The sequence below is a fragment of the Streptomyces flavusporus genome (assembly GCF_046267975.1).
In the GTDB taxonomy this organism is placed as follows: domain Bacteria; phylum Actinomycetota; class Actinomycetes; order Streptomycetales; family Streptomycetaceae; genus Streptomyces; species Streptomyces flavusporus.
The window spans coordinates 2,712,450-2,736,834 of record NZ_CP176503.1 but is presented as its reverse complement, the minus strand read 5'-3'; the positions used below and the strand labels follow the sequence as shown (position 1 = coordinate 2,736,834).

The 24,385-nt window shown below is 70.5% G+C and carries 19 protein-coding genes; 12 read left to right on the top strand and 7 right to left on the bottom strand.

The genetic code is table 11. The features are described 5' to 3' along the window. Positions 1-33: 33 nt before the first annotated feature. The gene (locus ACKTSN_RS13030; protein ID WP_409469274.1) at positions 34-876 is read right to left on the bottom strand and encodes an alpha/beta hydrolase; all 843 of its coding nucleotides are present in this window, start codon (positions 874-876) and stop codon (positions 34-36) included. A 282-nt stretch (positions 877-1,158) separates the two neighbouring features. Here ACKTSN_RS13030 and miaB point away from each other — a divergent pair, with 282 nt between their 5' ends. Further along, positions 1,159-2,688, top strand: a complete 1,530-nt coding sequence (gene miaB / locus ACKTSN_RS13025; protein ID WP_409469273.1) for a tRNA (N6-isopentenyl adenosine(37)-C2)-methylthiotransferase MiaB — start codon at positions 1,159-1,161, stop codon at positions 2,686-2,688. A gap of 66 nt (positions 2,689-2,754) precedes the next feature. Then, entirely contained in the window at positions 2,755-3,483 is a 729-nt protein-coding gene (locus ACKTSN_RS13020; RefSeq protein ID WP_409469272.1) for a class III extradiol dioxygenase subunit B-like domain-containing protein, read from the top strand. Positions 3,484-3,594: 111 nt separating this feature from the next. Here the strand turns inward: ACKTSN_RS13020 and ACKTSN_RS13015 are convergent, their stop codons facing one another. After that, a complete protein-coding gene (locus tag ACKTSN_RS13015) occupies positions 3,595-3,879 on the bottom strand; it encodes an antitoxin (RefSeq protein ID WP_409469271.1) in 285 nt (94 codons plus the stop codon). A 24-nt stretch (positions 3,880-3,903) separates the two neighbouring features. Continuing rightward, a complete protein-coding gene (locus ACKTSN_RS13010) occupies positions 3,904-4,176 on the bottom strand; it encodes a hypothetical protein (RefSeq protein ID WP_409469270.1) in 273 nt (90 codons plus the stop codon). A gap of 182 nt (positions 4,177-4,358) precedes the next feature. On the opposite strand from ACKTSN_RS13010, the gene miaA reads away from it, so the two are divergent. The 6 genes from miaA (at position 4,359) to hflX (ending at position 12,858) form a co-directional block, all read left to right on the top strand. After that, positions 4,359-5,297: a tRNA (adenosine(37)-N6)-dimethylallyltransferase MiaA gene (gene miaA, locus ACKTSN_RS13005; RefSeq protein WP_224734471.1), complete on the top strand. Its 939-nt coding sequence runs from the start codon at positions 4,359-4,361 to the stop codon at positions 5,295-5,297. Positions 5,298-5,405: 108 nt separating this feature from the next. Further along, a complete protein-coding gene (locus tag ACKTSN_RS13000; protein WP_385514831.1) occupies positions 5,406-5,912 on the top strand; it encodes a hypothetical protein in 507 nt (168 codons plus the stop codon). 246 nt (positions 5,913-6,158) lie between these two features. Continuing rightward, positions 6,159-7,028 (top strand): diaminopimelate epimerase, encoded by an 870-nt coding sequence (gene dapF, locus ACKTSN_RS12995; protein ID WP_409469269.1) that lies wholly within the window; start codon positions 6,159-6,161, stop codon positions 7,026-7,028. A gap of 244 nt (positions 7,029-7,272) precedes the next feature. Next, positions 7,273-9,471 carry a RelA/SpoT family protein gene (locus ACKTSN_RS12990; protein ID WP_409469268.1) on the top strand — a complete coding sequence of 733 codons (2,199 nt, stop codon included), beginning with the start codon at positions 7,273-7,275 and terminating at the stop codon, positions 9,469-9,471. 141 nt (positions 9,472-9,612) lie between these two features. Beyond that, entirely contained in the window at positions 9,613-11,172 is a 1,560-nt protein-coding gene (locus ACKTSN_RS12985; RefSeq protein WP_409474818.1) for a M1 family metallopeptidase, read from the top strand. A gap of 192 nt (positions 11,173-11,364) precedes the next feature. Then, a complete protein-coding gene (hflX, locus tag ACKTSN_RS12980) occupies positions 11,365-12,858 on the top strand; it encodes a GTPase HflX (protein WP_385514789.1) in 1,494 nt (497 codons plus the stop codon). A gap of 75 nt (positions 12,859-12,933) precedes the next feature. On the opposite strand, the gene ACKTSN_RS12975 is transcribed toward hflX, so the two are convergent. The 3 genes from ACKTSN_RS12975 to ACKTSN_RS12965 form a co-directional block, all read right to left on the bottom strand. Further along, positions 12,934-14,145 carry a trypsin-like serine peptidase gene (locus ACKTSN_RS12975; RefSeq protein WP_409469267.1) on the bottom strand — a complete coding sequence of 404 codons (1,212 nt, stop codon included), beginning with the start codon at positions 14,143-14,145 and terminating at the stop codon, positions 12,934-12,936. A 168-nt stretch (positions 14,146-14,313) separates the two neighbouring features. Next, positions 14,314-15,537 (bottom strand): trypsin-like serine peptidase, encoded by a 1,224-nt coding sequence (locus tag ACKTSN_RS12970; protein WP_409469266.1) that lies wholly within the window; start codon positions 15,535-15,537, stop codon positions 14,314-14,316. A 238-nt stretch (positions 15,538-15,775) separates the two neighbouring features. Continuing rightward, positions 15,776-16,084 (bottom strand): L-histidine N(alpha)-methyltransferase, encoded by a 309-nt coding sequence (locus ACKTSN_RS12965; protein ID WP_409469265.1) that lies wholly within the window; start codon positions 16,082-16,084, stop codon positions 15,776-15,778. A 452-nt stretch (positions 16,085-16,536) separates the two neighbouring features. Here ACKTSN_RS12965 and ACKTSN_RS12960 point away from each other — a divergent pair, with 452 nt between their 5' ends. The 4 genes from ACKTSN_RS12960 (at position 16,537) to ACKTSN_RS12945 (ending at position 23,315) form a co-directional block, all read left to right on the top strand. Beyond that, positions 16,537-17,973, top strand: coding sequence for an aminotransferase class III-fold pyridoxal phosphate-dependent enzyme (locus tag ACKTSN_RS12960; RefSeq protein ID WP_409469264.1), 1,437 nt, complete (start codon positions 16,537-16,539; stop codon positions 17,971-17,973). 267 nt (positions 17,974-18,240) lie between these two features. Further along, a complete protein-coding gene (locus tag ACKTSN_RS12955) occupies positions 18,241-20,106 on the top strand; it encodes an IucA/IucC family protein (protein WP_409474817.1) in 1,866 nt (621 codons plus the stop codon). 122 nt (positions 20,107-20,228) lie between these two features. Continuing rightward, positions 20,229-21,029: a GNAT family N-acetyltransferase gene (locus ACKTSN_RS12950; protein ID WP_409469263.1), complete on the top strand. Its 801-nt coding sequence runs from the start codon at positions 20,229-20,231 to the stop codon at positions 21,027-21,029. A gap of 309 nt (positions 21,030-21,338) precedes the next feature. Continuing rightward, positions 21,339-23,315: an ATP-dependent DNA helicase gene (locus ACKTSN_RS12945; protein WP_409469262.1), complete on the top strand. Its 1,977-nt coding sequence runs from the start codon at positions 21,339-21,341 to the stop codon at positions 23,313-23,315. 190 nt (positions 23,316-23,505) lie between these two features. Here ACKTSN_RS12945 and lexA read toward each other — a convergent pair whose 3' ends face one another. Further along, the gene (lexA, locus tag ACKTSN_RS12940) at positions 23,506-24,285 is read right to left on the bottom strand and encodes a transcriptional repressor LexA (protein WP_409469261.1); all 780 of its coding nucleotides are present in this window, start codon (positions 24,283-24,285) and stop codon (positions 23,506-23,508) included. Positions 24,286-24,385 lie beyond the last annotated feature (100 nt).

The window sequence follows — 24,385 nt, the reverse complement described above, 5'->3', positions numbered from 1 at the left end:
TCACCACACCACCAGGCTAGGCGCCCCGACCGGTCAGTTGGTGAAGCGTTTGACGAAGGCGAGCGCGGTCTCGGCGACCTCACGCCAGCCGTTGTCGATGGTGAGGGCATGGCCGCGCTCGGGCATTTCGGTGATCTCGGTCACGGCGTGCTCGTTGCGGGCCTGCTTCTTGTACGAGGCGTTCGCGATGGCCCACGGCACGGTGTGGTCCTTCTCGCCGGAAATGATCAGGAGAGGGCCGCGTTCGGGTGCGAGGGTGTCGACCTTCACCTCGGTCCACGGGTTGATGTTGGCGGCGGCCGCCTGGAACAGCGGCTCGCCCGGCGCGGGTACGGCGAACCGCTCGTACAGCTCCTTGGCCTCCTCCTCGCTCACCGCGTTGGCGAAGGAGTAGCGGAACTGGTCGTAGGTGAGCGGCACCGCGCGGTGGTAGTTCGCCGGGTTGCCCAGGACGGCGCTCGCGGCGCGCAGCGACGAGATCGGCAACGGCAGCACACCTCGGAAGGGCGCAGGGTCGATGGCGACGGACGCTGCCGACAGCCCGCGGCCGGCGATCATCTGGGTGATGAGGCCGCCGAAGGAATGGCCGATGACGACGGGCGTGCGCTCCAACTTTCCGATGAGGTCCGCGAAGTGGTCGGTGACCTGACCGACGCTCTTGCCCGCGAAGACCTCGGGGTGCGCGTTGGCCTCGGCCACGGTGTCGGGGTCGTCGGGCCAGCCGGGGGTCAGGGGCGCGTATCCGGCCTCTTCGAAGACCGCCGCCCAGCGGTCCCAACTGCTGGGCAGCAGCCACAGACCGTGGACGAACACGACGGGGGTGCGGTCGCCCGCGTTGATGCGCGCGATCTGCTCGAGGTCATTGACTGTCGACATGGAGCGGTCCTCACTCGGGAAGGGCGGCACGGGCTCAGGCTGAGGTGACAGTGCGCGCGGCGGCCTTGATCAGACCGGCCACCGCGCGCGTCCGAACGGCTGTGGAGCGGGATCAGGCCGCACGCTATGACGGCACGGTTCGCGCGGATTGCCTGTGCGCGCACAGCGTTGTGCCGTCGGTGAACGGAAGCGGACCGCCGCGTTCGGCGTCTCACAGCCGACGCCGCACGGTCAGTTCACGGCGGCGGAAGGGGCTCTCCCAGGACCGCCTACTCTTGAGGCATGACCAGCAGCAGCGACCGGAGCCCGGCAGTGGACGTTCAAGCACCCAAGAGCTACGAAATCCGCACCTACGGGTGCCAGATGAACGTCCATGATTCCGAGCGACTGGCCGGTCTGCTGGAGGACGCCGGCTATGTGCGCGCGCCGGAGGGGTCGGACGGCGACGCGGACGTCGTCGTCTTCAACACCTGCGCCGTACGCGAGAACGCCGACAACCGGCTGTACGGCAACCTCGGCCACCTCGCGCCGAAGAAGGCCAAGCGGCCCGGCATGCAGATCGCGGTCGGCGGCTGTCTCGCGCAGAAGGACCGCGACACCATCGTGAAGAGGGCGCCCTGGGTGGACGTCGTCTTCGGCACGCACAACATCGGCAAGCTGCCGGTCCTGCTGGAACGCGCGCGCGTCCAGGAAGAGGCGCAGGTCGAGATCGCCGAGTCGCTCGAAGCCTTCCCGTCGACGCTGCCGACGCGGCGCGAGAGCGCCTACGCGGCCTGGGTGTCGATCTCCGTCGGCTGCAACAACACCTGCACCTTCTGCATCGTCCCGGCGCTGCGCGGCAAGGAGAAGGACCGCCGCCCCGGCGACATCCTGGCCGAGGTCGAGGCGCTGGTCGCCGAGGGTGTCTCCGAGATCACGCTGCTCGGCCAGAACGTCAACGCGTACGGCTCCGACATCGGCGACCGAGAAGCCTTCAGCAAGCTGCTGCGGGCCTGCGGGAAGATCGAGGGCCTGGAGCGCGTCCGCTTCACCTCTCCGCACCCGCGCGACTTCACCGACGACGTCATCGCCGCCATGGCCGAGACGCCGAACGTGATGCCGCAGCTGCACATGCCGCTCCAGTCCGGTTCGGACACCGTCCTGAAGGCGATGCGCCGCTCCTACCGCCAGGAGCGCTACCTGGGGATCATCGAGAAGGTCCGCGCCGCCATCCCGCACGCCGCGATCACCACCGACATCATCGTGGGCTTCCCGGGCGAGACGGAGGAGGACTTCGAGCAGACCCTGCACGTGGTGCGCGAGGCCCGCTTCGCCCAGGCGTTCACCTTCCAGTACTCCAAGCGCCCCGGCACTCCGGCCGCCGAGATGGACAACCAGATCCCCAAGGAGGTCGTCCAGGCGCGCTACGAGCGTCTTGTCGCCCTCCAGGAGGAGATCTCCTGGGACGAGAACAAGAAGCAGGTCGGCCGCACCCTGGAGCTGATGGTCGCCGAGGGAGAGGGCCGCAAGGACGGCGCCACCCACCGCCTCTCCGGCCGCGCCCCCGACAACCGCCTGGTCCACTTCACCAAGCCGGAGCAGGAGGTACGCCCTGGCGACGTGGTCACCGTCGAGGTCACCTACGCCGCCCCGCACCACCTCCTCGCCGAGGGCCCCGTCCTCGACGTGCGTCGCACGCGCGCGGGTGACGCCTGGGAGAAGCGGAACGCCGCTCAGGCGGCCAAGCCGGCCGGTGTGCTGCTCGGGCTGCCGAAGGTCGGCGTGCCCGCGCCGCTGCCGGTCGCCTCCGGCAGCGGCTGCGGCTGCGACTGACCTCGCACCTCGGCGGAGCAGGTCCCACGCGCGCGTGGCACCCTCTTCGGAGCTACTCTGCCGATCATGCTTGTCGCCGCCGCAGTATGCCCCTGCCCGCCGCTCCTCGTGCCCGACATCGCATCGGGTGCCGTACCCGAGCTGGATGCGGCTCGTGCCGCGTGCACGGACGCCGTGGGGCTGCTCGCCGCCGCCCGGCCCGACCGGCTGGTGGTCGTGGGGCCCGAGCCGGCGGGCGGCGCCGAGTCGTACCTGACGTATCCGGAGGGCACCCGAGGCTCGTTCCGTGGCTTCGGCGTGGGACTCGACGTACGGCTGGGCCGGGAGAAGGCTGCCGACGCGGATGTGCAGCGTGAGCTTCCACCGTCGCTCGCGGTCGCGGCATGGCTGCTGGAGCGGACCGGATGGTCGGACGCACCGATCGAGGGACTCGGCGTGGGGGAACCGCTCGGGCCCGAGCGGTGTATCGATATCGGAAGGGACATCGCCGCGCGGGCCGAGCGGGTGGCCCTGCTGGTGATGGGCGACGCCAGCGCGTGCCGTTCGCTGAAGGCGCCGGGCTATCTCGACGAGCGGGCGGAGCCCTTCGACGCGGTGGTCGCGCGTGCGCTGGGGGCGGCGGACGTCGCGGCCCTCGAGGCGCTGGACGTGGGACTGGCGCGGCAGTTGAAGGTGTCGGGCCGGGCGCCCTGGCAGGTGCTCGCGGGCGCGGCCGAGGGCACCGGGCTCGCGGGCGCGCTGCTGTACGAGGACGCGCCGTACGGGGTGGGGTACGTGGTGGCGGCCTGGTCGTAGGAGGCGTCAGGAAACAACGGGGGCGTGCGGAAACGCGGCAGAGGCGTGCGGAAACGGCGGACGGCCGGGAGCGTTCTGCTCCGCGGCCGCCCGTCGTGTGCCGTGTGCCCTTCAGGAGACCGGCGGTGGTGGGCCCGGCGGTGGTGGGCCCGGCGGTGTGGCGGGGCCTTCTCCCGGGTCGGTACGGTCCTTGTGCGCGAGTCGGTCCATGGCGCCCTTGGCCTTGTCGGTGCCCGTGTGGATCCTGTCGCTGTACTTGCCCTTGGTCCGCTCGTCGACGACCTTCGCGGCCTTGTCGATGCCGTGCTGGATCTTGTCCTCGTGCTTCTGCGCGAGATCAGAGACCTTGCCCTTGGCGGGGGCGAGCTTGGCCTTCAGATTGTCCAAGAGTCCCATGGTTCACCTTCCCTCGCGGGAACTCTACGTGTGGGCGCCCTCGTCGGCCTCGCTGTCGGCCGCCTTCCCGGCCGACTGCTGCTGGGGGATCCCGACCGCCTCCGGGCCGGTGCCGTCGCCCTCGTCCGTCGCCGTGGCCGTCTCCGTACCGGCCCCGGCTTCCGCCTCCGTCGTCTCCTTCGCTTCCCCAGCCTCATCCGCCTCGGACCCCGCCGACGGCGTGTCGGCCTGGGTCTCGGCGGTCGCCGCCTCCTCCTTGGTCTTCGACCTTCGGAGAAGTCGCGCAAAAACGCCCATATCAACTCCATACGTTACTCGTGCGGGCGAAATCCCGCGTAGCCCGGTGCGTCCGGTTGCATCGCCCCGGTCACCGCCTCTGTGCGCTGGCGGCGAGAACCTCGCAACGGGCAACGACCCCGGACTCCCGCCGTCACGTAACTCGTTCGAGGGCGGGGCAGGAGGTTTGCGAGACTGGTGCAGTGAGTAGCGCACCCCCCACCCCCCGTGTCATCGCCGTCGTCGGACCGACCGCGGCAGGAAAGTCCGATCTGGGCATCCACCTAGCCCGGGAACTCGGTGGGGAGGTCGTCAACGCCGACTCCATGCAGCTCTACCGAGGGATGGACATCGGCACCGCCAAGCTGACGCCCGAGGAGCGGGCCGGCATCCCGCATCACCTCCTGGACATCTGGGACGTGACCGTCACGGCCTCCGTCGCGGAGTACCAGCGGCTCGCCCGGGAGCGGATCGACGCGCTGCTCGACCAGGGCCGCTGGCCGATCCTGGTCGGCGGGTCCGGCCTGTACGTCCGCGGGGCCGTCGACAACCTGGAGTTCCCCGGCACCGACCCCGAGGTCAGGGCCCTGCTGGAGGAGGAACTCGCACTGCGCGGCTCCGGCGCGCTGCACGCCCGTCTCGCTGCCGCGGATCCCGAAGCCGCGCGCGCGATCCTGCCGAGCAACGGCCGCCGTATCGTCCGGGCGCTGGAGGTGATCGAGATCACCGGCAGGCCCTTCACCGCCAACCTCCCCGGCCACGACTCCGTCTACGACACCGTGCAGATCGGCGTCGACGTGGCGCGTCCCGAGCTGGACGAGCGCATCGCCCGCCGGGTCGACCGGATGTGGGAGGCGGGGCTGGTCGAGGAAGTGCGCGCACTTGAGGCGCAGGGGTTGCGCGAGGGGCGTACGGCGTCGCGTGCGCTCGGCTACCAGCAGGTTCTCGCGGCGCTCGCCGGCGAGTGCACGCTGGACGAGGCGCGGGCCGAGACCGTCCGTGCCACCAAGCGCTTCGCGCGCCGTCAGGATTCGTGGTTCAGACGGGATCCCCGGGTGCACTGGCTGAGTGGGGCTGCGGCGGATCTCACGGAACTTCCGCACCTCGCTCTGGCGTTGGTCGAACGACCGGTTACAGCCTGATCACGTGATGGCATCGGGACGCTCCGGCCGTCATCCGGGCCTCCGGTGCCGTGCCATCATCGAGCTTCGATCGACCAAGTGGAGTCCAAGTTGGGAGGGCGCGTGGCGATGGAGGCCGGCCCTCGCGACACCGCACAAGGCCCCGAGCGCGCCACCACCGAGCGTGGCGAACCGGAGCGGGACGCCGACGGCCGTCTGAGCCCCGACGGGCTCGACGAGACACCGGACGGCATGACCGACGACGGCCCCGAACCCGACGAGATGTTCGTCGGCGGACCCGAGGTCGAGGTCGAACTGCGCCCCCAGCGCCGGCTGCGCCTGTGGCAGCTCGCGCCCATCGTGGGCCTGGCCGCGCTCGGCTCCCTGATGTTCGCGTTCCCGCTGGCCTTCGACTTCGGCGACAGCGGGGCCGTGATCGCCATGCTGGGGCTGCTGATCTGCTCCTGCGCGGCCGGCTGGGGCATGATGGCCGCGCGCAGGGTGGGCTACACCTGGCCGGGGCTGCCGCAGCGGGGATCGGGCCGACGCCCGGACTGGCGGGTGGTGCTGGCCTACATGATCGTGGTCGCCGCCGTGGTGGTGCTGGCCGTCTGGCGAGTGGCCCGGCTGCGCTGACCGGCTGGCCACTGCGTGACCGGGTGGGTTGCTCCCGCTGACGAGCTGGGCCGCCGCGTGACCGCGTGGGTCGCTCCGCGACCACATGCCGCGCGAGACGCGGCCCGCGCGATGTGACGTGGGCTGCGCGCCGGGACGTGGGCCGCGCGCCGTGGCCTGGGCCGCCCGGTGACCCGGGCCACGTGCCGTGACCGTCTGGCCCGCCCGTGATCCCCGGCTGTCGTACCCACCCCGTACGATCGAGGAATGAGCACGCGGATCGCCTTCCTCAAGGGGCACGGCACCGAGAACGACTTCGTGATCGTCCCGGACCCCGAGAACACCCTTGACCTGCCCCCGGCCGCCGTCGCCGCCCTGTGCGACCGTCGTGCGGGCATCGGCGGTGACGGGCTGCTGCACGTCGTGCGGTCCGCCGCACACCCCGAGGCCAGGGAGATGGCGGCCGAGGCCGAGTGGTTCATGGACTACCGCAACGGCGACGGATCCATCGCGGAGATGTGCGGCAACGGCGTGCGTGTGTTCGCGCGCTACCTCCAGCATGCCGGGCATGTGGCCGAAGGGGACATCGCCATCGCCACGCGTGGGGGCGTGAAGACCGTGCACCTCGCCAAGGACGGTGACATCACTGTCGGCATGGGCAAGGCGCTGCTCCCCGACGGGGACGTCACGGTGAGCGTGGGCGAGCGCAGCTGGCCCGCGCGGAACGTGAACATGGGCAACCCGCACGCGGTCGCCTTCGTCGAGCACCTCGCCCAGGCCGGCGACCTGTTCGCGCCGCCGCCGTTCAGCCCGGCCTCCGCCTACCCGGACGGGGTGAACGTCGAGTTCGTCGTCGACCGCGGCCCCCGGCACGTTGCGATGCGCGTGCACGAGCGCGGCGCCGGCGAGACCCGCTCCTGCGGCACGGGCGCATGCGCCGTCGCCGTGGCGACCGCCCGGCGCGACGGCGCCGACCCGGCCGTCACCGGGACTCCGGCGACGTACACCGTCGACGTCCTCGGCGGTCGCCTCGTGATCACCGAACGGCCCGACGGCGAGATCGAGATGACCGGCCCCGCGGTGATCGTCGCCGAGGGCGAGATCGACGGGGAGTGGCTGGCGGGCGCCGTCCGCTGAAAGGGCGGCCCTGGAGCGCGTGTTCGACGCCAGGCCCGCCCCAACTCACGCTGTTGGCAGCCGCAAACCTCCAAACCCTCGCTCGAATGGGTGATCCGTTTCACGCTCCGCGAGAGGCGGTCCGTCGCGCGTGATGGGCTCGGTAGCATCAAGCACCGGCCCGGACGGGGGAGAAGACGCCGACCCCTGAGCCGTGTCCGCCATGGGGCACCCCGTTCGCCGGTCCACGCAGCCGGAGGTGCCCATGAGTGCGGAGGCCACGAACCCTGCGAGCCCAGGCGCGGTGACGGGCCCCGCGACAGGCCCGGTGGCGCCCGCGGCGCCGCGCCGCAGGTCGCTCCCCCGGATCGACCTGCGCCGACTGGGGCGCGCCGCGCTGCTCGGCTCCGCCACCCGCGACCGGCTGCCCGATGCCATCGGCCACGTGGTCGACGCGCACCGCGCCCACCACCCCGACGCCGACCTGGAACCCCTGCGCCGCGCCTACGTGCTCGCGGAGTCCTCGCACCGCGGCCAGATGCGTAAGAGCGGCGAGCCGTACATCACGCACCCGCTCGCCGTCACCCTGATCCTCGCCGAACTCGGTGCGGAAACCACCACGTTGACCGCCTCTCTCCTCCACGACACCGTCGAGGACACCGAGGTGACCCTCGATCAGGTCGGCGAGCAGTTCGGCGAGGAGGTCCGCTATCTCGTCGACGGCGTCACGAAGTTGGAGAAGGTCGACTACGGGGCGGCCGCCGAGCCCGAGACCTTCCGCAAGATGCTCGTTGCCACCGGCAACGACGTCCGCGTGATGTCGATCAAACTCGCCGACCGGCTGCACAACATGCGCACGCTCGGCGTGATGCGCCCCGAGAAACAGGCCCGGATCGCGAAGGTCACCCGGGACGTTCTCATTCCGCTCGCCGAACGGCTCGGTGTCCAGGCGCTCAAGACCGAACTCGAGGACCTGGTGTTCGCCATCCTCCACCCCGAGGAGTACGAACACACCCGGGAGTTGATCGTCGAGAACGCGGCGCGCCCCGGCGACCCCCTCGCCGAGATCGCCGACGAGATGCGCAGCGTGCTGCGCGAGGCCGGCATCCAGGCCGAAGTCCTCATCCGGCCCCGGCACTTCGTCTCCCTGCACCGCGTCTCCCGCAAGCGCGGCCGACTGCGCGGCACCGACTTCGGCCGCATCCTGGTCCTGGTGAACGAGGACGCCGACTGCTACGGCGTCCTGGGCGAACTGCACACCTGTATGACGCCCGTCGTATCGGAGTTCAAGGACTTCATCGCCGTACCGAAGTTCAACCTGTACCAGTCGCTGCACACCGCAGTCGCCCTTCCCCGGGCTCGACCGGACTCGCCGGGGGGGACCGCCATGGATCGCCAGGTCGTCGAGGTCCTCATCCGCACCCACCAGATGCACAAGGTCGCCGAGGCCGGCGTCGTGGCGCTCGGCAATCCCTACGCTCCTCCTTCGGAGGAGCAGTCCCCGGCCGACGGCGAGCGCGTCGACCCCACCCGGCCCGGCTGGCTCTCCCGCCTCCTCGACTGGCAGCAGTCCGCGCCCGACCCCGACACCTTCTGGTCCACCCTGCGCGAGGACCTCGCCCAGGACCGCGAGATCGCCGTCTTCCGCCCCGACGGCGGCACCCTCGGCCTTCCCGAGGGCGCCACCTGCGTGGACGCCGCGTACGCGCAGTACGGCGAGGACGCGCACGCATGCATCGGCGCCCGGGTCAACGGCCGCCTGGCGACGCTGAGCACGGTCCTGAAGGACGGCGACACCGTCCAGCTCCTCATGGGCCAGGACCCCGCCTCCGAGCCCTCCCGGGAGTGGCTGGAGCACGCGCACACGCCCGCCGCCCGCATCGCCATCCAGCGCTGGATCGCGACCCATCCGGCGCCCGCGACAGCGGACGCCGAGACGCCGACCCGGACACCCCCCGTCGCCGAAGCCGCCCCCAGGCGTGCCGTCGACGACCCCGCACCGCGCACCGCAGCCGACGCCGTCGTCGTCGACCGGCCCGGCGCGAGCGTGCGGCTCGCCGGCTGCTGTACGCCTGTACCGCCCGACGAGGTCACCGCGTTCGTCGTGCGCGGGGGAGTGGTGACCGTGCACCGCGTCGGGTGCGCCGCGGTGGCCCGGATGAAGAGTGCGGGGCGCGCCGAGGTCGGCGTGCGCTGGGGCGACACCGCCGAGTGCCGCGTCACCCTCGTCGCCGAATCGTTCGGCCGACCCCATCTCCTCGCCGACCTCACCGAGGCCATCGCCCTCGAGGGCGCCGAGATCGTCTCGGCCACCGTCGAACCCCCGAGCCAGCAGCGCGTACGCCACACGTACACGCTCCTGCTCGCGGACGCGGCCCAGCTGCCCTCCCTCATGCGCGCGATGCGCAATGTGCCGGGGGTCTACGACGTGAGCCGGGCGCAGCATCACGCGCCGACGTGGTGAGGCTCGCGGGGCGTGCACGGCGTGAGCTGCCGCGCCCGGGCCGGCTCCGAGGCCCCTTGAGTCATGTACAGAGCCTGTTCGGGTGGGCCTCGGCGCGCGTCGTCGCTGTGCGGTACGGGCGTGCTGGTAGCCGTGGGGTCCATGCTGCTCACCACCCCTGACAGGGCTTCCCTGTCCGGCGCCGCCGCGCCCCGACTTCGCACCAGGTCCACCAAGGCCACCCGAGGTGTCAAGGCGGCGCTGCTCGCCTCCGCCGTGTCCGTGTGCCTCGTCGCCGCGAGCACCCCGCCGACCCCGCTGGGCGTCGGCGACCGTCTCTTCCCGCACCTGGGGAACCCGGGGTACGACGTGGCGTCGTACGACCTCTCCCTCACCTACTCCGGCACCAATGACAAGCCTCTCCAGGCGGTCACCACGATCGACGCCTGGACCACCGCCCCGCTGGAGCACGTCAACCTCGACTTCGCCCGCGGTGCGGTCCGCTCGGTCGAGATCGACGGTGAGCCGGCCACGTACGCGGCGGCCGGCGAGGACCTCGTGGTCACGCCGGAGAAGCCGTTGTCCGGGGGGCAGTGGATGCGGATCACGGTCCGGCACACCAGCGACCCCATGCCCGTCGGCGGCCGGGAGGGCGGCTGGGTGCGCACCGCCGACGGACTCGTCATGGCCAACCAGGCCGACGCCGCCCACCTGGTGTTCCCGAGCAATGACCACCCCTCCGACAAGGCACTGTTCACCATCCGGGTCACCGCGCCAAAGGACTTCACGGCCGTCGCCAGCGGCCTGCCGACCAGCGTGGAACGGGTCGGCGCCGCGACCAGATGGACGTACCGGACCCAGCACCCCATGGCCACCGAACTCGCTCAGGTCTCCATCGGCCGCTCCACAGTGCTGCACCGCAAGGGCCCGCACGGACTGCCCGTCCGGGACGTCGTGCCCACCGAGCACAAGGCGTCCCTCGAACCGTGGCTGAAGAAGACGCCCGACCAGATCGCCTGGATGGAGAGCAAGGTCGGCCGCTACCCCTTCGAGACGTACGGCGTCCTCGCGGCCGACGCCTCCACCGGCTTCGAACTCGAGACGCAGACGCTCTCTCTCTTCGAGAGAGAGCTCTTCACCGATCCGGCCTTCCCCAAGTGGTACGTCGACTCGATCATGGTCCATGAACTGGCCCACCAGTGGTTCGGCAACAGCGTCGGTCCGCGCACATGGTCCGAGCTGTGGCTCAACGAGGGGCACGCGACCTGGTACGAGGCGCTCTACGCGGAGGAGAAGTCGGGCAAGTCCCTGGAGGCGCGGATGCGGGCGGCGTACGGCGCTTCCGACCGCTGGCGCGCGTCCGGCGGCCCGCCCGCCGCCCCGAAGGCGCCCGAACCCGGCAGCCGGCTGGGCATCTTCCGGCCGATCGTCTACGACGGAGCCGCCCTGGTCCTCTACGCCCTCCGCCAGGAGATCGGACGCCCCGCCTTCGAGCGCCTGGAACGAGCCTGGGTCAGCCGCCACAAGGACGCCACGGCGACCACCGCCGACTTCGTGGCCCTCGCCTCCCACACCGCCGGACGCGACCTGAGCGGCTTCTTCCAGAAGTGGCTCTACGGCAAGAAGACCCCGCCGATGCCAGGTCACCCGGACTGGAAGCAGACTGCGGCTCCGAAGGCGGCCCCCTCGGCCCCGATGGCGGCCCGCACGGCCGCGAAATAAGACGGTGACGAGACGGGGCGTGCCGTGCGACCATCGTCAGGTCGGCGGCACGGTCCACCACCTCACGCCACGGGCACGGGTCACGGGAATCTCCCGGGGTACTCATGCGTTGTGGAGAGTGACGGACCGACTCCGAAGCCTCTGCTTCCGCCCCGTCGCCGCACAAGGATTCCGCATCGACGTAAGGACCCAATGACCTCCTCTTCTTCCTTTTCCCAGGACACCAAGCGCCTCGCGCACGACTACCCCGAAGGTCTTCGGGCCGATGCCCTGATGGAAGAGGACGTCGCCTGGAGCCACGAGATCGACGGAGAGCGGGACGGCGATCAGTTCGACCGCTCCGAGCGCGCGGCTCTGCGACGTGTCGCAGGCCTCTCCACCGAGCTCGAGGACGTCACCGAGGTCGAGTACCGCCAGCTCCGTCTGGAGCGCGTCGTGCTCGTCGGAGTCTGGACCTCGGGGACGGTGCAGGACGCGGAGAACTCCCTCGCGGAGCTCGCCGCCCTCGCGGAGACGGCGGGGGCGCTCGTGCTCGACGGCGTGGTCCAGCGCCGCGACAAGCCCGACGCGGCGACCTACATCGGTTCCGGCAAGGCCGAGGAACTGCGCGACATCGTGCTCGAAACCGGCGCGGACACCGTCATCTGCGACGGTGAGCTCAGCCCGGGCCAGCTGATCCACCTCGAGGACGTCGTCAAGGTCAAGGTCATCGACCGTACGGCACTGATCCTGGACATCTTCGCCCAGCACGCCAAGTCCCGAGAGGGCAAGGCGCAGGTCGCGCTCGCGCAGATGCAGTACATGCTGCCGAGGCTCCGCGGCTGGGGTCAGTCGCTGTCCCGGCAGATGGGCGGTGGCAAGGGCGGCGGTCTCGCCACCCGTGGCCCCGGTGAGACCAAGATCGAGACGGACCGGCGCCGGATCCGCGAGAAGATGGCGAAGATGCGCCGGGAGATCGCGGAGATGAAGACCGGCCGCGAGATCAAGCGCCAGGAGCGCAAGCGCCACAAGGTGCCCTCGGTCGCCATCGCGGGCTACACCAACGCAGGCAAGTCCTCGCTGCTCAACCGCCTCACCGGGGCCGGCGTCCTGGTTGAGAACGCCCTGTTCGCGACCCTGGACCCGACCGTCCGCCGGGCCGAGACGCCGAGCGGCCGGCTGTACACGCTGGCCGACACGGTCGGTTTTGTACGGCACCTGCCGCACCACCTGGTCGAGGCGTTCCGTTCCACGATGGAGGAGGTCGGCGAGTCCGACCTGATCCTGCATGTGGTGGACGGTTCGCACCCGACTCCGGAAGAGCAGCTGGCGGCCGTGCGCGAGGTGATCAGGGATGTCGGCGCCACCGACGTACCCGAGATCGTCGTGATCAACAAGGCCGACGCGGCCGACCCGCTGACGCTCCAGCGGCTGCTGCGGATCGAGAAGCGTTCCATCGCCGTCTCGGCCCGCACCGGTCTGGGCATCGCCGAGCTGCTCGCGCTGATCGACAACGAACTGCCGCGGCCGTCCGTCGAGATCGAGGCGCTGGTGCCGTACACGCACGGCAAGCTCGTCGCCCGTGCACACGACGAGGGCGAGGTGCTCTCCGAGGAGCACACCCCGGAGGGCACCCTGCTCAAGGTGCGGGTGCACGAGGAACTGGCGGCCGAGCTCGCGCCGTACGTCCCGGCGCCGACCGCCTGAGCCGGTGTAGCGCCGACGGACTGAAACGGATGGGCCCGCCCCTGGTGTGAGGGGCGGGCCTTCGTCATGGGCGCGTCATCGACCGCCGTATGTCTCGCTCATGTTCTCGTACAGCGACTGGGCGTCCCGCCCGAGCTGCGGGCCGGCGAGCCAGGTGTTGTCGGCCGGGCCGATCGACGTGTTGGAGACCAGCTTGGTCTCGCCGTCCACGACCCGGAACCAGCCGCCGCCGGACGAGCCGCCCGTCATGGTGCAGCCGATGCGGTACATCGTCGGCAGGGACGGGCTGAGCGAGAACCGGCCCGGCTCGTCGATGCACTTGAACATCTTCAGACCGTTGTACGGCGAAGCCGCCGGGTAGCCCCAGGCGCCCATCTCCCTGGCCTCGGCCGCGGACGGGGCGGAGAAGTCCACGTCCAGTGCCGCGCCGACCGTCTCCTCCAGGGACTTGGCGCCCTGCTCCGGCTGCACGTGCAGCACGGAGTAGTCGTACGCCGCGCCCGCGCCGCCGGTCTGAGAGCCGCCCTCGATCCAGCCGTTCGACGTGGACGCCCAGTCCGCCCACCAGTTGCCGTACGGGGCGATCTCCGTGGCGTTCGCGCTGCCCAGCTCGGCCTCGGACTTACCGAGGTCGTTGTAGGCCGGGACGAACACGATGTTGCGGTACCAGCCGCCGCTCTGGCCTGCGTGTACGCAGTGGCCGGCCGTCCAGACGAGGTTGGACTTGCCCGGATGGTTCACGTCCTTGATGACCGTGCCGGAGCAGACGCTCGGGCCTTCGGGCGAGTCGAAGAAGACTTTGCCGACCGGTGCCGCGTTCTGGTGGTACGGCGTCTTCTCGGCCGTGGCCTCCACAGGCGCGGGCTCGGGATCGCTGACGCCCTGGCCGGCCGACGCGTCTTTCGTGGAGACCGTCTTGTCGGCCTCCTTGGCGGACTGCATCCGCTCGGGCTTCCAGAGGCCCTCGATCACCGGGTTGACGAAGTCCTTGGCTTCACTGAGCCACTTGTCCTTGTCCCAGTCCTGCCAGCCGCCGTCCTTCCAGTCGTCGACATCGATGCCGTGCTCCTTGAGCTGGTCCGCGATGTCGGACGGGATCCGGACCCCGCCGTCGGCGTTGCCGCCCGCCTGGGAGGCGGTGGCGCCGGGCTCGCCGCCCGCCGTGTCCTCCCCTGAACCGCCGCAGGCGGTCGCGGTGAGCGCCAGGGCGGCGACCAGGCCGCCGACGGCGAGGAGCGTGCGACGCCGACCGCGCCGGGGAGAGGCGGGCGTACGTGTGGAACGCATGGTGCGATGACCCCCGTTGAAATGTGCGTGTGTCATGTACTTGTCATACCGACGGAGATCTTCCTCGTCGGCAACACTCCACTATGCCCGTGGGGTTGAGGGCGAACGGCGGTGGGACGGTGAAGGTTTCCCATACGCCGTCCCGCCGCCGCCCGCGCTACGAGGCCGTCACCGGCCCGCGAACTTCCCGCTGACCGCGTCGAAGACGCCCTTGGCCTCCTCGCCCAGCCGCGGTCCCGCCAGCCAGCCCGAACTCACCGGACCGATCGAGGTGTTGGATACCAGAGCGGGCTTGCCGTCCGATCCGGTCGCGACCCAGCCACCGCCGGACGAGCCGCCGGTCATCGTGCAGCCGATGCGGTACATCGTCGGGTCCGACGCGTTGATCGACAGGCGTCCCGGCTTGTCCTGGCACTGGTACAGCGTCTGGCCGTCGTACGGCGCCGCCGCCGGGTAGCCCGTCGCGGTCATGCTGTCCACATCCGGCACGGTCGGGGCCGCGAAATCCACCGGGAGGGCCGAACCCACCGTCTCCTCCAGGGACTTGCCGCCGCTGCCCTCCTCCGGCGTCACATGGAGGACGGCGAAGTCGTACGCGGCTCCGTCCCCGCCCGTCGCACCGCCCTGCTCGATCCACTGGTCCGAGGTCTGCACCCAGTCGGCCCACCAGACACCGTACGGAGCGACCTTCTCCTTGGTGGCACTCTGCAGCTCCGCGGCCGACATGGCCGCATCGTTGTACGACGGCACGAACGCGATGTTGCGGTACCAGCCGCCGCTCTTGCCGGCATGCACGCAGTGACCCGCCGTCCACACCAGGTTCGACTTGCCCGGGTTGGCCGGGTCCTCGACGACCGTCGCCGAGCAGACCATCGTGCCTTCGGGCGCGTCGAAGAGCAGCTTCCCCGCCTCGGGCGCGTTGTCGTGGTACTTGGCCGGCACGGCCTCCGCCTCGACCGGCGCCGGCGTCGGGTCGGTTACGCCCTGGTCACCGGAGAGGTCACCCTCGTCGACGCCCTGGTCCGGCTCCTCGGCCTCGCGCATCCGGTCCGGGTTCCACAGGTCCTCGATGATCGGGTTGATGAAGTCCTCGGCCTCGCGCAGCCAGTCGTCCTTGTCCCAGTTCTTCCAGGCACCGTTCTGCCACTTGTCGAGGTCGATCCCGTGTTCCCTGAGCTGGTCCTTGATGTCGTCCGGGATCGTGATCCCGCCGTCGCCTTCCGCCGTCGCCGAGGCCGACGCCTCAGCGTCCGCCGTGGGGTCGCCCGACTCGCAGGCGGTGGCCGTGAGCACGAGCGCTGAGGCCAGGGCAACGGCGGCCAGTGCGGGGGAGGTTCCGCGGCGCGTGCTCCCCTCCCGGCGAGCGGTGAACGACGGCCGTATGGATCGCATGGTGTTACTCCCCCTGGTGGTGAAAGGAATCGACGCTGCGGCCGCGACCCGGACCGAACTCACGCCGAGCTCAGGCCGATCTCACGGCTCTCTGGGAATGGCACCCCACACTATGCGCTCGCAGTGGGGGACTTCCGACGGAACGGCAACGGTTTCGCTACGGGCTGTCTGATCTGGCAATTCGTCCGAAGTGCTGCCGATTTGACGTCCTCCCGCGACCGGTGGGGGAGTTGCTCCCCTACGGCTTCGGGGCGGCCGGCGAGCTGCCGGGGTTGGGCACTGCCATGACGAGGGCGAAGCGGGCGGCCGGGTCGGTCCACCAGTGGCGGACGGTGAAGCCGTCCGCCTTGAGTCCGGCGATGAGGGCGTCGCGGCGGAACTTGCACGACAGTTCGGTGCGCAGGTCCTCACCCTCGGCGAGGTCGAGGGTGAGATCGAGGTCGGGGATCTCGCGACCTGATCCGCCGGACCGGCCCTCGCCCTCGTGGGAGGCGCCGCGCCCGTGCCGACCCCGGTGACCGGCTCCGACTTCAGCATGTCGCTGCACGATGCCGAGGCCGTCGCTGAAGCCGTCGGCGCCGGCGTGCGCAAACCGGTGGTGGCGCAGGCCCGGGAGCGGCCTTCGCCGGCCGAGCCGCCTGAGCTGTGGCCTGCGCAGGTGAAGGATCTTGAAGCAACCCGTAACCCGGTGGCTGGGCCGCGGTTGGTAGCGGTGGGAAGGGGAGCGGGGTTGGTCCGGTGCGCCTGGGATGCAAGGTCGGTCTCGGGGCGATGCCGCCTGGTCCCCGAGGGTGCGTCCCGGTTCTGGGTGGGACGGACAGGGCCGGTGTGCTGTCGGGCGTGGGACTGGTCGGGCCGGTCGCTGTTCGACGGGCGCCGGGGGCCGTCCCCGCTGGGCGAGGCGGGAGCGGGCTCAGGAAAGCGAAGGGGGGCGTTCGAGGACCGGATGAGGAGAACGCGAGACCAACTCGTCGCCCTACCGCGGGAGGACAGGGAGCCATGGCCGTGACCGAGGGAACCCTGTGCCGCCAGCCGGCGTGCGAGTCGGCAGCGCGGACCTATCCCCGTGCCCTGCCGATCGTGCCGGTGCGGGCGCGCGGGCTGACCATCGAGGGCGCGGACGGGCGCCGCTACCTGGACTGCCTCTCGGGCGCCGGAACTCTTCCCCTGGGACACAACCATCCGGTCGTACTCGAGGCGATCCGCAAGGTCCTCGACTCGGGTGCACCGCTGAACGTCCCCGATCTCGAGACCCCCGTCGAGGACGCCTTCGTCACGGAGCTGGTGCGCACCCTGCCGCCCGGGCTCGCCGAACGCGCGCGCGTTCAGATCTGCGGACCGGCCGCCACGGACGCGGTGGAAGCCGCGTGCGCACTGGTACGGGCCGCGACCGGGCGGACTGACATCCTCGCTCTCACCAGTGGCCGGCAAGCACTGACTCCCGGCGTCCGCTACTCCGGCGAGACCGCCGAGAACCCCGGCGACGCCCGAGCCATACGAGGTGCGTTCCCGCCCTTTCCGCAGGACCACCGCCTTCCGTTCGACGTCAGCGGTCCACACGGCACCGAACATGCCGCCCGATGTATCCGGGCCCTCCTCGACGACCCCTCGGCGGGGGCGCCCAGCCCCGCCGGAATGCTCCTCGAACCCGTCCAGGACGAGGACGGGTTGATCCCCGCGCCGGACGCCTGGATGCGAGCGGTGCGAGAGATCACCACAGCCCGGTCCATCCCGCTGATCGTCGACGAGGTCCAGACCGGGGTCGGAAGGACCGGTGCCTTCTGGGCTGTGGAGCACAGCGGGGTGACGCCCGACGTGATGATCCTGTCCGAGGCCATCGGCGGCAGCCTGCCGCTGGCCGTGGTGGTCTACCGCGACGACCTTGCGGGCCGCCAACCCGGTGCTCACACCGGCCCGTTCCGCGGCAACCAGCTGGCGATGGCCGCAGGCATGGCAACCCTCGCCCACGTCCGCGGGCACCGGCTCGTCGAACGAGCAGCCACACTCGGCTCCCGCATGCTGTCCCAACTCCGCGGATTTGCCCGCGAGTTCCCCTGTATCCGCGAGGTACGCGGCCGGGGTCTGATGATCGGCCTCGAACTGGTGACCTCGGCGGCCTCCGATGCGGCGGCTTCCACAAGCTTGGGCCCCACCCACGACCCACGCCAAGCCGCCCCCGAACTGGCCGCCGCTGTCCAGCGGGAGTGCCTCCGCCGGGGCCTCATCGTCGGCCTCGGCGGCCGTCGGATGAGCGTCGTACGGCTGCTCCCTCCTTTGACCATCAGCGACGAGCAGGCGTCCGCCGTACTCGATCGCCTGTCCGACGCCCTCACGGCGGCGTCCCGCGGTAGCACCCGTCAACACCTGGGCGACCCGACGCCCCACGCGCACCGCCCGCTCCACAGCCACCCCGATCACGCCGAGCAGATTCGGTAACGGGAGCGCCGATGCAGCTGGGCACGACGCCGATGCACCTGAGTACCCACGCACGCCCGCGCCCCAGCACCGCCTGCTCCTCCCACACGACCCAGAACGACCTCGCGAGGAACCGACGTGACCACCGCACCCACACCTGACGGCCGCCTCCGCACCCCCGCGCGGCGCGGGACGCAGACCCCGGCTGTGCCGACGAGCCCAAGTCTCCCTGGGCAGCACGGCGGTGCTCAGGAAACCCAGCAGCAGCACGACCACACCACCGACCTTCTGGACCACCCCGACGCTGACACCGCGGCCCAGGCGGCGTCGGTGGAGAACCTGCTGCGCTGCTGGGTGCGCGAAACCGGCCTCGCAGCTCCCGACCACGACACCCTCCGTATCCCCTTGCCTGCCAGCAGCACCGTTCTGCTCGTCCCGGTGCACTACTGGTCACCGACGGGCTGGCACCGCTTCGGCCTGCCGTATCTCGCTGACGCACACCAATCGGCCCCGCCTCTCGACGCGGTCACCGTCGCAGCCCTGCTGGCCCGGGAGTCGATCAGGGGCCAGCCCCCGAAGCGCACATCCCCGGGGACGGGGACCGGCACGCCCGCCGCACCACCCGCTTCCATCCCCACAACCATCTCCGCACTTCCCACCCCCGTTTCCGCCCCCACACCCACCGAGGGCACCGATCTCGTCGCACGCGTCGCCGACTCCGTCCGCCGCGTCGTCACCTTCATCAGCGATCGCAGACAGGACCCCGCCGACAGGCCCGACCTCTTCCTGGCAGCCGAACAGGCACTCCTGCTCGGACATCCCCTGCACCCGACCCCGAAGAGCCGCGAAGGCCTCACCGAAGCCGAAGCACGGCTGTACTCACCCGAGTTGCGCGGCTCCTTCCCCCTGCACTGGATCGCTGCCGCTCCGTCCGTACTCGCTGGCGACTCGGCCTGGACCGAGCGCGGCCGTCTGGTTTCCGCTCCCCAGCTCACGACCCGCCTTGCCGGAGCCGACCTGCCACTGCCCGACGGCTATGCCGCCCTGCCGCTGCATCCCTGGCAGATGCGCGAGATCCGGCACCGCCACGACATCGCGGCCCTGCTCGACGCGGGGCTGCTCCGGGACCTGGGGACGCACGGTTCCCCTTGGCACGCCACCTCCTCTGTCCGAACCGTCTACCAGTCACACGCCCCAGCCATGCTCAAGCTGTCCGTGGGACTACGCATCACCAACTCCCGCCGCGAGAACCTCCGCAAGGAACTCCACCGGGGTGTCGAGGTCCACCGCCTGCTGCGCAGCGGCCTGTCCCAGCAGTGGCGGGCCGCACATCCGTGCTTCGACATCGTCCGTGACCCGGCCTGGCTCGCCGTCGACGCACCGGACGGCAGTCCCGTGCACGGGCTCGACGTGATGATCCGGCACAACCCGGTCACCCCGTCGGACGACGTCTCCTGCGTCGCTGGACTCGTCGCACCTCGGCCGCACGCCCAGCCAGGCTGCGCCGGCCATCCGCAGTGCGCCACGCCGCCGATGCGGTCCCGACTGGCCGACCTCGTCATGCGGATCGCAGCCCGGACCAGCCGGTCGCGTGGAGCGGTAGCGGCCGAGTGGTTCCTGCGTTACCTAGAACAGGTCGCCCGTCCCGTGCTGTGGATGGACGGCGAGGCGGGGATCGCCCTCGAAGCCCACCAGCAGAACATGCTGCTCGTGCTGGACGGCGACGGGTGGCCGGCGGGCGGCCGTTACCGCGACAACCAGGGCTACTACTTCCGTGAGTCCTGGCGTGCGGAGCTGGAGGCCCGGCTGCCGGGCATCGGAGAGCGCAGCGGCACCTTCGTGTCGGACGAGACCACAGACGAGCGCTTCGCGTACTACCTGGCGATCAACAACGTGCTCGGCCTCATCGGTGCGTTCGGATCACAGCGACTCGCTGACGAAACCCTGCTTCTTGCCGCCTTCCGGCGCTTCCTCGAAAGCGCTGCTTCCGGCCCCGACCGGCTGCGCTCCTCGCTTCCCGCCCGGCTTCTCGACTCATCCGTCCTGCGCTGCAAGGCCAACCTACTGACCCGGCTGCACGGCCTCGACGAACTCGTTGGCCCGGTGGACAACCAGTCCGTCTACGTCACCATCGCCAACCCCTTGCGTTCCTGACCACTCATGCCTGACCACCGACGCGCCCTTGCCCGACCACTGCCCGAACCCGGTCAGTTCTGATCACTGCCACTCCCTTCATCCACGAGGAAGACGCCCCCGCCTCCTGAGAGGAGCCTCTCGTGCCTCCGACCGACGCGAGCGCCGACGCTGGTGCCGCACCTGTCACCGACCGGGACCCCGGCGCCGGCGCAAGCACCGGCAAGCCTGCGGACGCGGATGGCGAGGACACTTTGGACCTCAGCCTCCCTGCAGAGCTCATCTCGCTCCTCGCCATGGAAAGGACCGACGCAGACAGGGGCGAGGCCCGAGGGATGGCACGGCACACAGCAGTCACCACTGCTCTCCGCGACGATCTGCTCGACCACGTGGACGATTGGGGACCCACGGACACACCCGCGGGTGTTTTCCAACTCGTCCCCGTGCGGGTCGAACGGGATCTGCCGCTCGTCGGCCGCTGGATGAACGACCCCGCCGTAGCCGCGTTCTGGGAGCTGGCCGGGCCCCCGAACGTGACCGAGGATCACCTGTGTTCCCAGTTGGCCGGCGACGGACGCAGCGTCCCATGCCTCGGCGTGCTGGACGGCACGCCGATGAGCTACTGGGAGATCTACCGGGCCGACCTCGACTCGCTCGCCCGTTACTACCCCGCCCGGCCTCATGACACCGGTATCCACCTCCTGATCGGCGATGTCGCCGACCGTGGGCAAGGCATCGGCCGCATGCTGCTCAGAGCAGTCGCCGACCTCGTTCTCGTCAAACGGCCCGCCTGTGCACGTGTCGTTGCGGAACCCGACATTCGCAACACCCCCTCCGTGGCTGCCTTCCTCAGCGCCGGTTTCCGGTTCGCCGCCGAGATGGACCTGCCTGCCAAACGGGCCGCTCTCATGGTTCGAGACCGGTCCCTGCGTGATCTGCTGTAGCGCTGTGCGATGCCGCCATCACTTTTGGTACACCGTCCGCCGCGATTCGGTTCCCACTCGGTCCGAACTTGTTCGAGCCCAGATGGAAGTCCCCGTGTCTCCCAACCGAGGCCCGCACACCGATCCCAAAGCGACCTCGGGTCCAACCGGCCGGTCCCGGATGTCGCACCCAACCGAATCCCAACCGAACCCGGCCGCATCCAACCAATCCGAACCGATCCCAGCCCGGAAACCCGACGCATTGACCCCACCAGTCACCCCCGCAGCGATCACCCGTTTGTCAGTCCCGGGCCGTAGGGTGGACGAGCTATGACGAAGCCCTCACTCCCCGAACTCCTGCATGCCGCCGTCACAGCCGTCGGCGGGACGGAGCGCCCCGGCCAGGTGACCATGGCCGAAGCCGTCGCGGAGGCGATCGACGACGGTTCGCATCTGCTGATCCAGGCCGGCACCGGTACCGGCAAGTCGCTGGGCTATCTGGTGCCCGCGCTCGCGCATGGGGAGCGGGTGGTGGTGGCGACCGCAACCATCGCGCTGCAGCGCCAACTGGTACAGCGGGACCTGCCGCGCACGGTGGAGGCGCTGCACCCGCTGCTGCGCCTCCGCCCGGAGTTCGCGATGCTGAAGGGCAGGTCGAACTACCTCTGCCTGCACCGCCTTCACGAGGGCGTCCCGCAGGACGAGGAGGAGGGCCTCTTCGACCAGTTCGAGGCGGCAGCGCCCACCAGCAAGCTGGGTCAGGATCTGCTGAGGCTGCGCGACTGGTCTGACGAGACCGAGACCGGTGACCGTGACGACCTCACACCTGGTGTCTCCGACCGCGCCTGGGCTCAGGTGTCTGTCTCGTCGCGGGAGTGTCTGGGCGCCTCGAAGTGCGCATACGGCGCCGAGTGCTTCGCCGAGATGGCCCGCGAGCGCGCCAAGCTCTCCGATGTCGTCGTCACCAACCACGCTCTGCTCGCCATCGACGCCATCGAGGGCGCCCCGGTCCTTCCGCAGCACGAGGTGCTGATCGTGGACGAGGCGCACGAGCTGGTCTCGCGGGTCACCGGCGCCGCCACGGGTGAGCTCACCCCGGGCCAGGTCAACCGCGCGGTGCGGCGCGCCGCGAAGCTCGTCAACGAGAAGGCCGCCGACCAGTTGCAGACCGCCGCCGAAGGCTTCGAGCGGTTGATGGAGCTTGCCCTGCCCGGGCGCCTGGAAGAGATCCCGGAGGACCTCGGATACGCGCTGACGGCGCTGCGCGACGCCTGTCGTACGGTCATTTCCGCCATCGGCGCGACCCGCGACAAGTCCGTGCAGGACGAGGACGCCGTCCGCAAGCAGGCGCTGGCTTCGGTGGAGACGGTGCACGACGTGGCGGAGCGCATCACGCACGGCTCGGAGTGGGACGTCGTCTGGTACGAGCGCCACGACCGCTTCGGCGCCTCTCTGCGCGTCGCCCCCATGTCCGTCTCGGGCCTGCTGCGCGAGAAGCTCTTCACGGACCGCTCCGTCGTCCTCACCTCGGCGACCCTGAAGCTGGGCGGCGACTTCAACGGTGTCGGCGCCTCCCTGGGACTCGCCCCCGAGGGCACCGAGGGCGAAGACCTCCCGCAATGGAAGGGGGTCGACGTCGGTTCGCCCTTCGACTATCCCAAGCAGGGCATCTTGTACGTCGCCAAGCACCTGTCCCGCCCTGTGCGAGACGGTGACCGGGCGGACATGCTCGATGAGCTGACGGAGCTCGTCCAGGCGGCCGGCGGGCGCACCCTCGGTCTGTTCTCGTCGATGAGGGCGGCTCAGCTGGCCGCCGAGGAGCTGCGTTCCCGCATCCCCGAGTTCCCGATCCTCCTTCAGGGCGAGGAGACCCTGGGCGAGCTGATCAAGAACTTTGCGGCCGATGCGAAGACGTGTCTCTTCGGCACGCTGTCGCTCTGGCAGGGCGTGGACGTCCCCGGCCCCAGCTGTCAGCTGGTCGTCATGGACAAGATCCCGTTCCCGCGGCCGGACGACCCGCTGATGAGTGCCCGCCAGAAGGCGGTGGAGGACGCAGGCGGCAACGGCTTCATGGCAGTGGCGGCCACGCACGCGGCGCTGCTCATGGCCCAGGGCGCCGGTCGCCTCGTACGAGCGTCGGGAGACCGTGGTGTGGTCGCCGTGCTCGACCAGCGTCTGGCCACGGCCCGCTACGGGAGCTATCTGAAGGCGTCACTGCCCGACTTCTGGTACACGACGGACCGTAACCAGGTCCGGAAGTCGCTGGCCGCGATCGACGCGGCGGCGAAGCAGGCGGAAGTGACGTGACGAGCGATGGCGGGTTGGTCGGCCTCCTCGCGCGAGGAGGCCGACCAACCCGCCATCCAAGTCCATCCGACCCGCCATCCAAGTCCATCCGGCGACTGGGTCCGCACAGCACAGGACCCCGGAACCGGCGCAGGGGTCCCGGGGCCCGGTCAGGGGAGGGCGGTCGTCACATGGCCGCCCTTGGTCGGCGTCACACCCGCCGCAGCACCGCGACCACCTTGCCCAGAATGGTCGCGTCGTCGCCGGGGATCGGCTCGTACGCGGAGTTGTGCGGGAGGAGCCAGACGTGGCCGTCCTCGCGCTTGAAGCGCTTGACGGTGGCCTCGCCGTCGAGCATCGCGGCCACGATGTCACCGTTCTCGGCGACCGGCTGGCGGCGCACCGTGACCCAGTCGCCGTCGCAGATCGCGGCCTCGATCATGGAGTCACCGACAACCTTCAGAACGAACAGCTCGCCGTCGCCGACCAGCTGCCGAGGAAGGGGAAAGACATCCTCGACCGACTCCTCGGCGAGAATCGGCCCACCGGCGGCGATGCGGCCGACCAGCGGGACGTATGACGCGGCGGGCTTGCCCGCGGTGTCGGTGGGCTGCACGGAGGCGGCCTGGTCGGAGCCGCGGACCTCGTACGCGCGCGGGCGGTGCGGGTCGCGGCGCAGGAAGCCCTTGCGCTCCAGGGCCATCAGTTGGTGTGCGACGGAGGACGTGCTGGACAGGCCGACCGCCTGGCCGATCTCCCGCATGGACGGCGGGTAGCCGCGCCGCTGCACGGAGTCCCTGATGACCTCGATCACCCGGCGCTGCCGGTCGGTGAGCCCCGAGCTGTCCGCCCGGATGCCTGGAGGTCGGCCCGGCAGGGACCGCTTGGGCCCCTCGGGATTCGCGGCTTCGTTCATCGCATGCACCGGCTCGAGTCGGCCCTGGGAGCGGTCCTGGGCAGTGATGGTGGCACTGTCTGCGGTGGTGGTCACGTCGGCCCCTCTCGATGGTCTCCCTGCAGCACAACGGTAGTTGCTTTCGAAAGGTTGCGCCAAACACACGTTCGAGTGAAAAAATGCGAATCGCCGGACG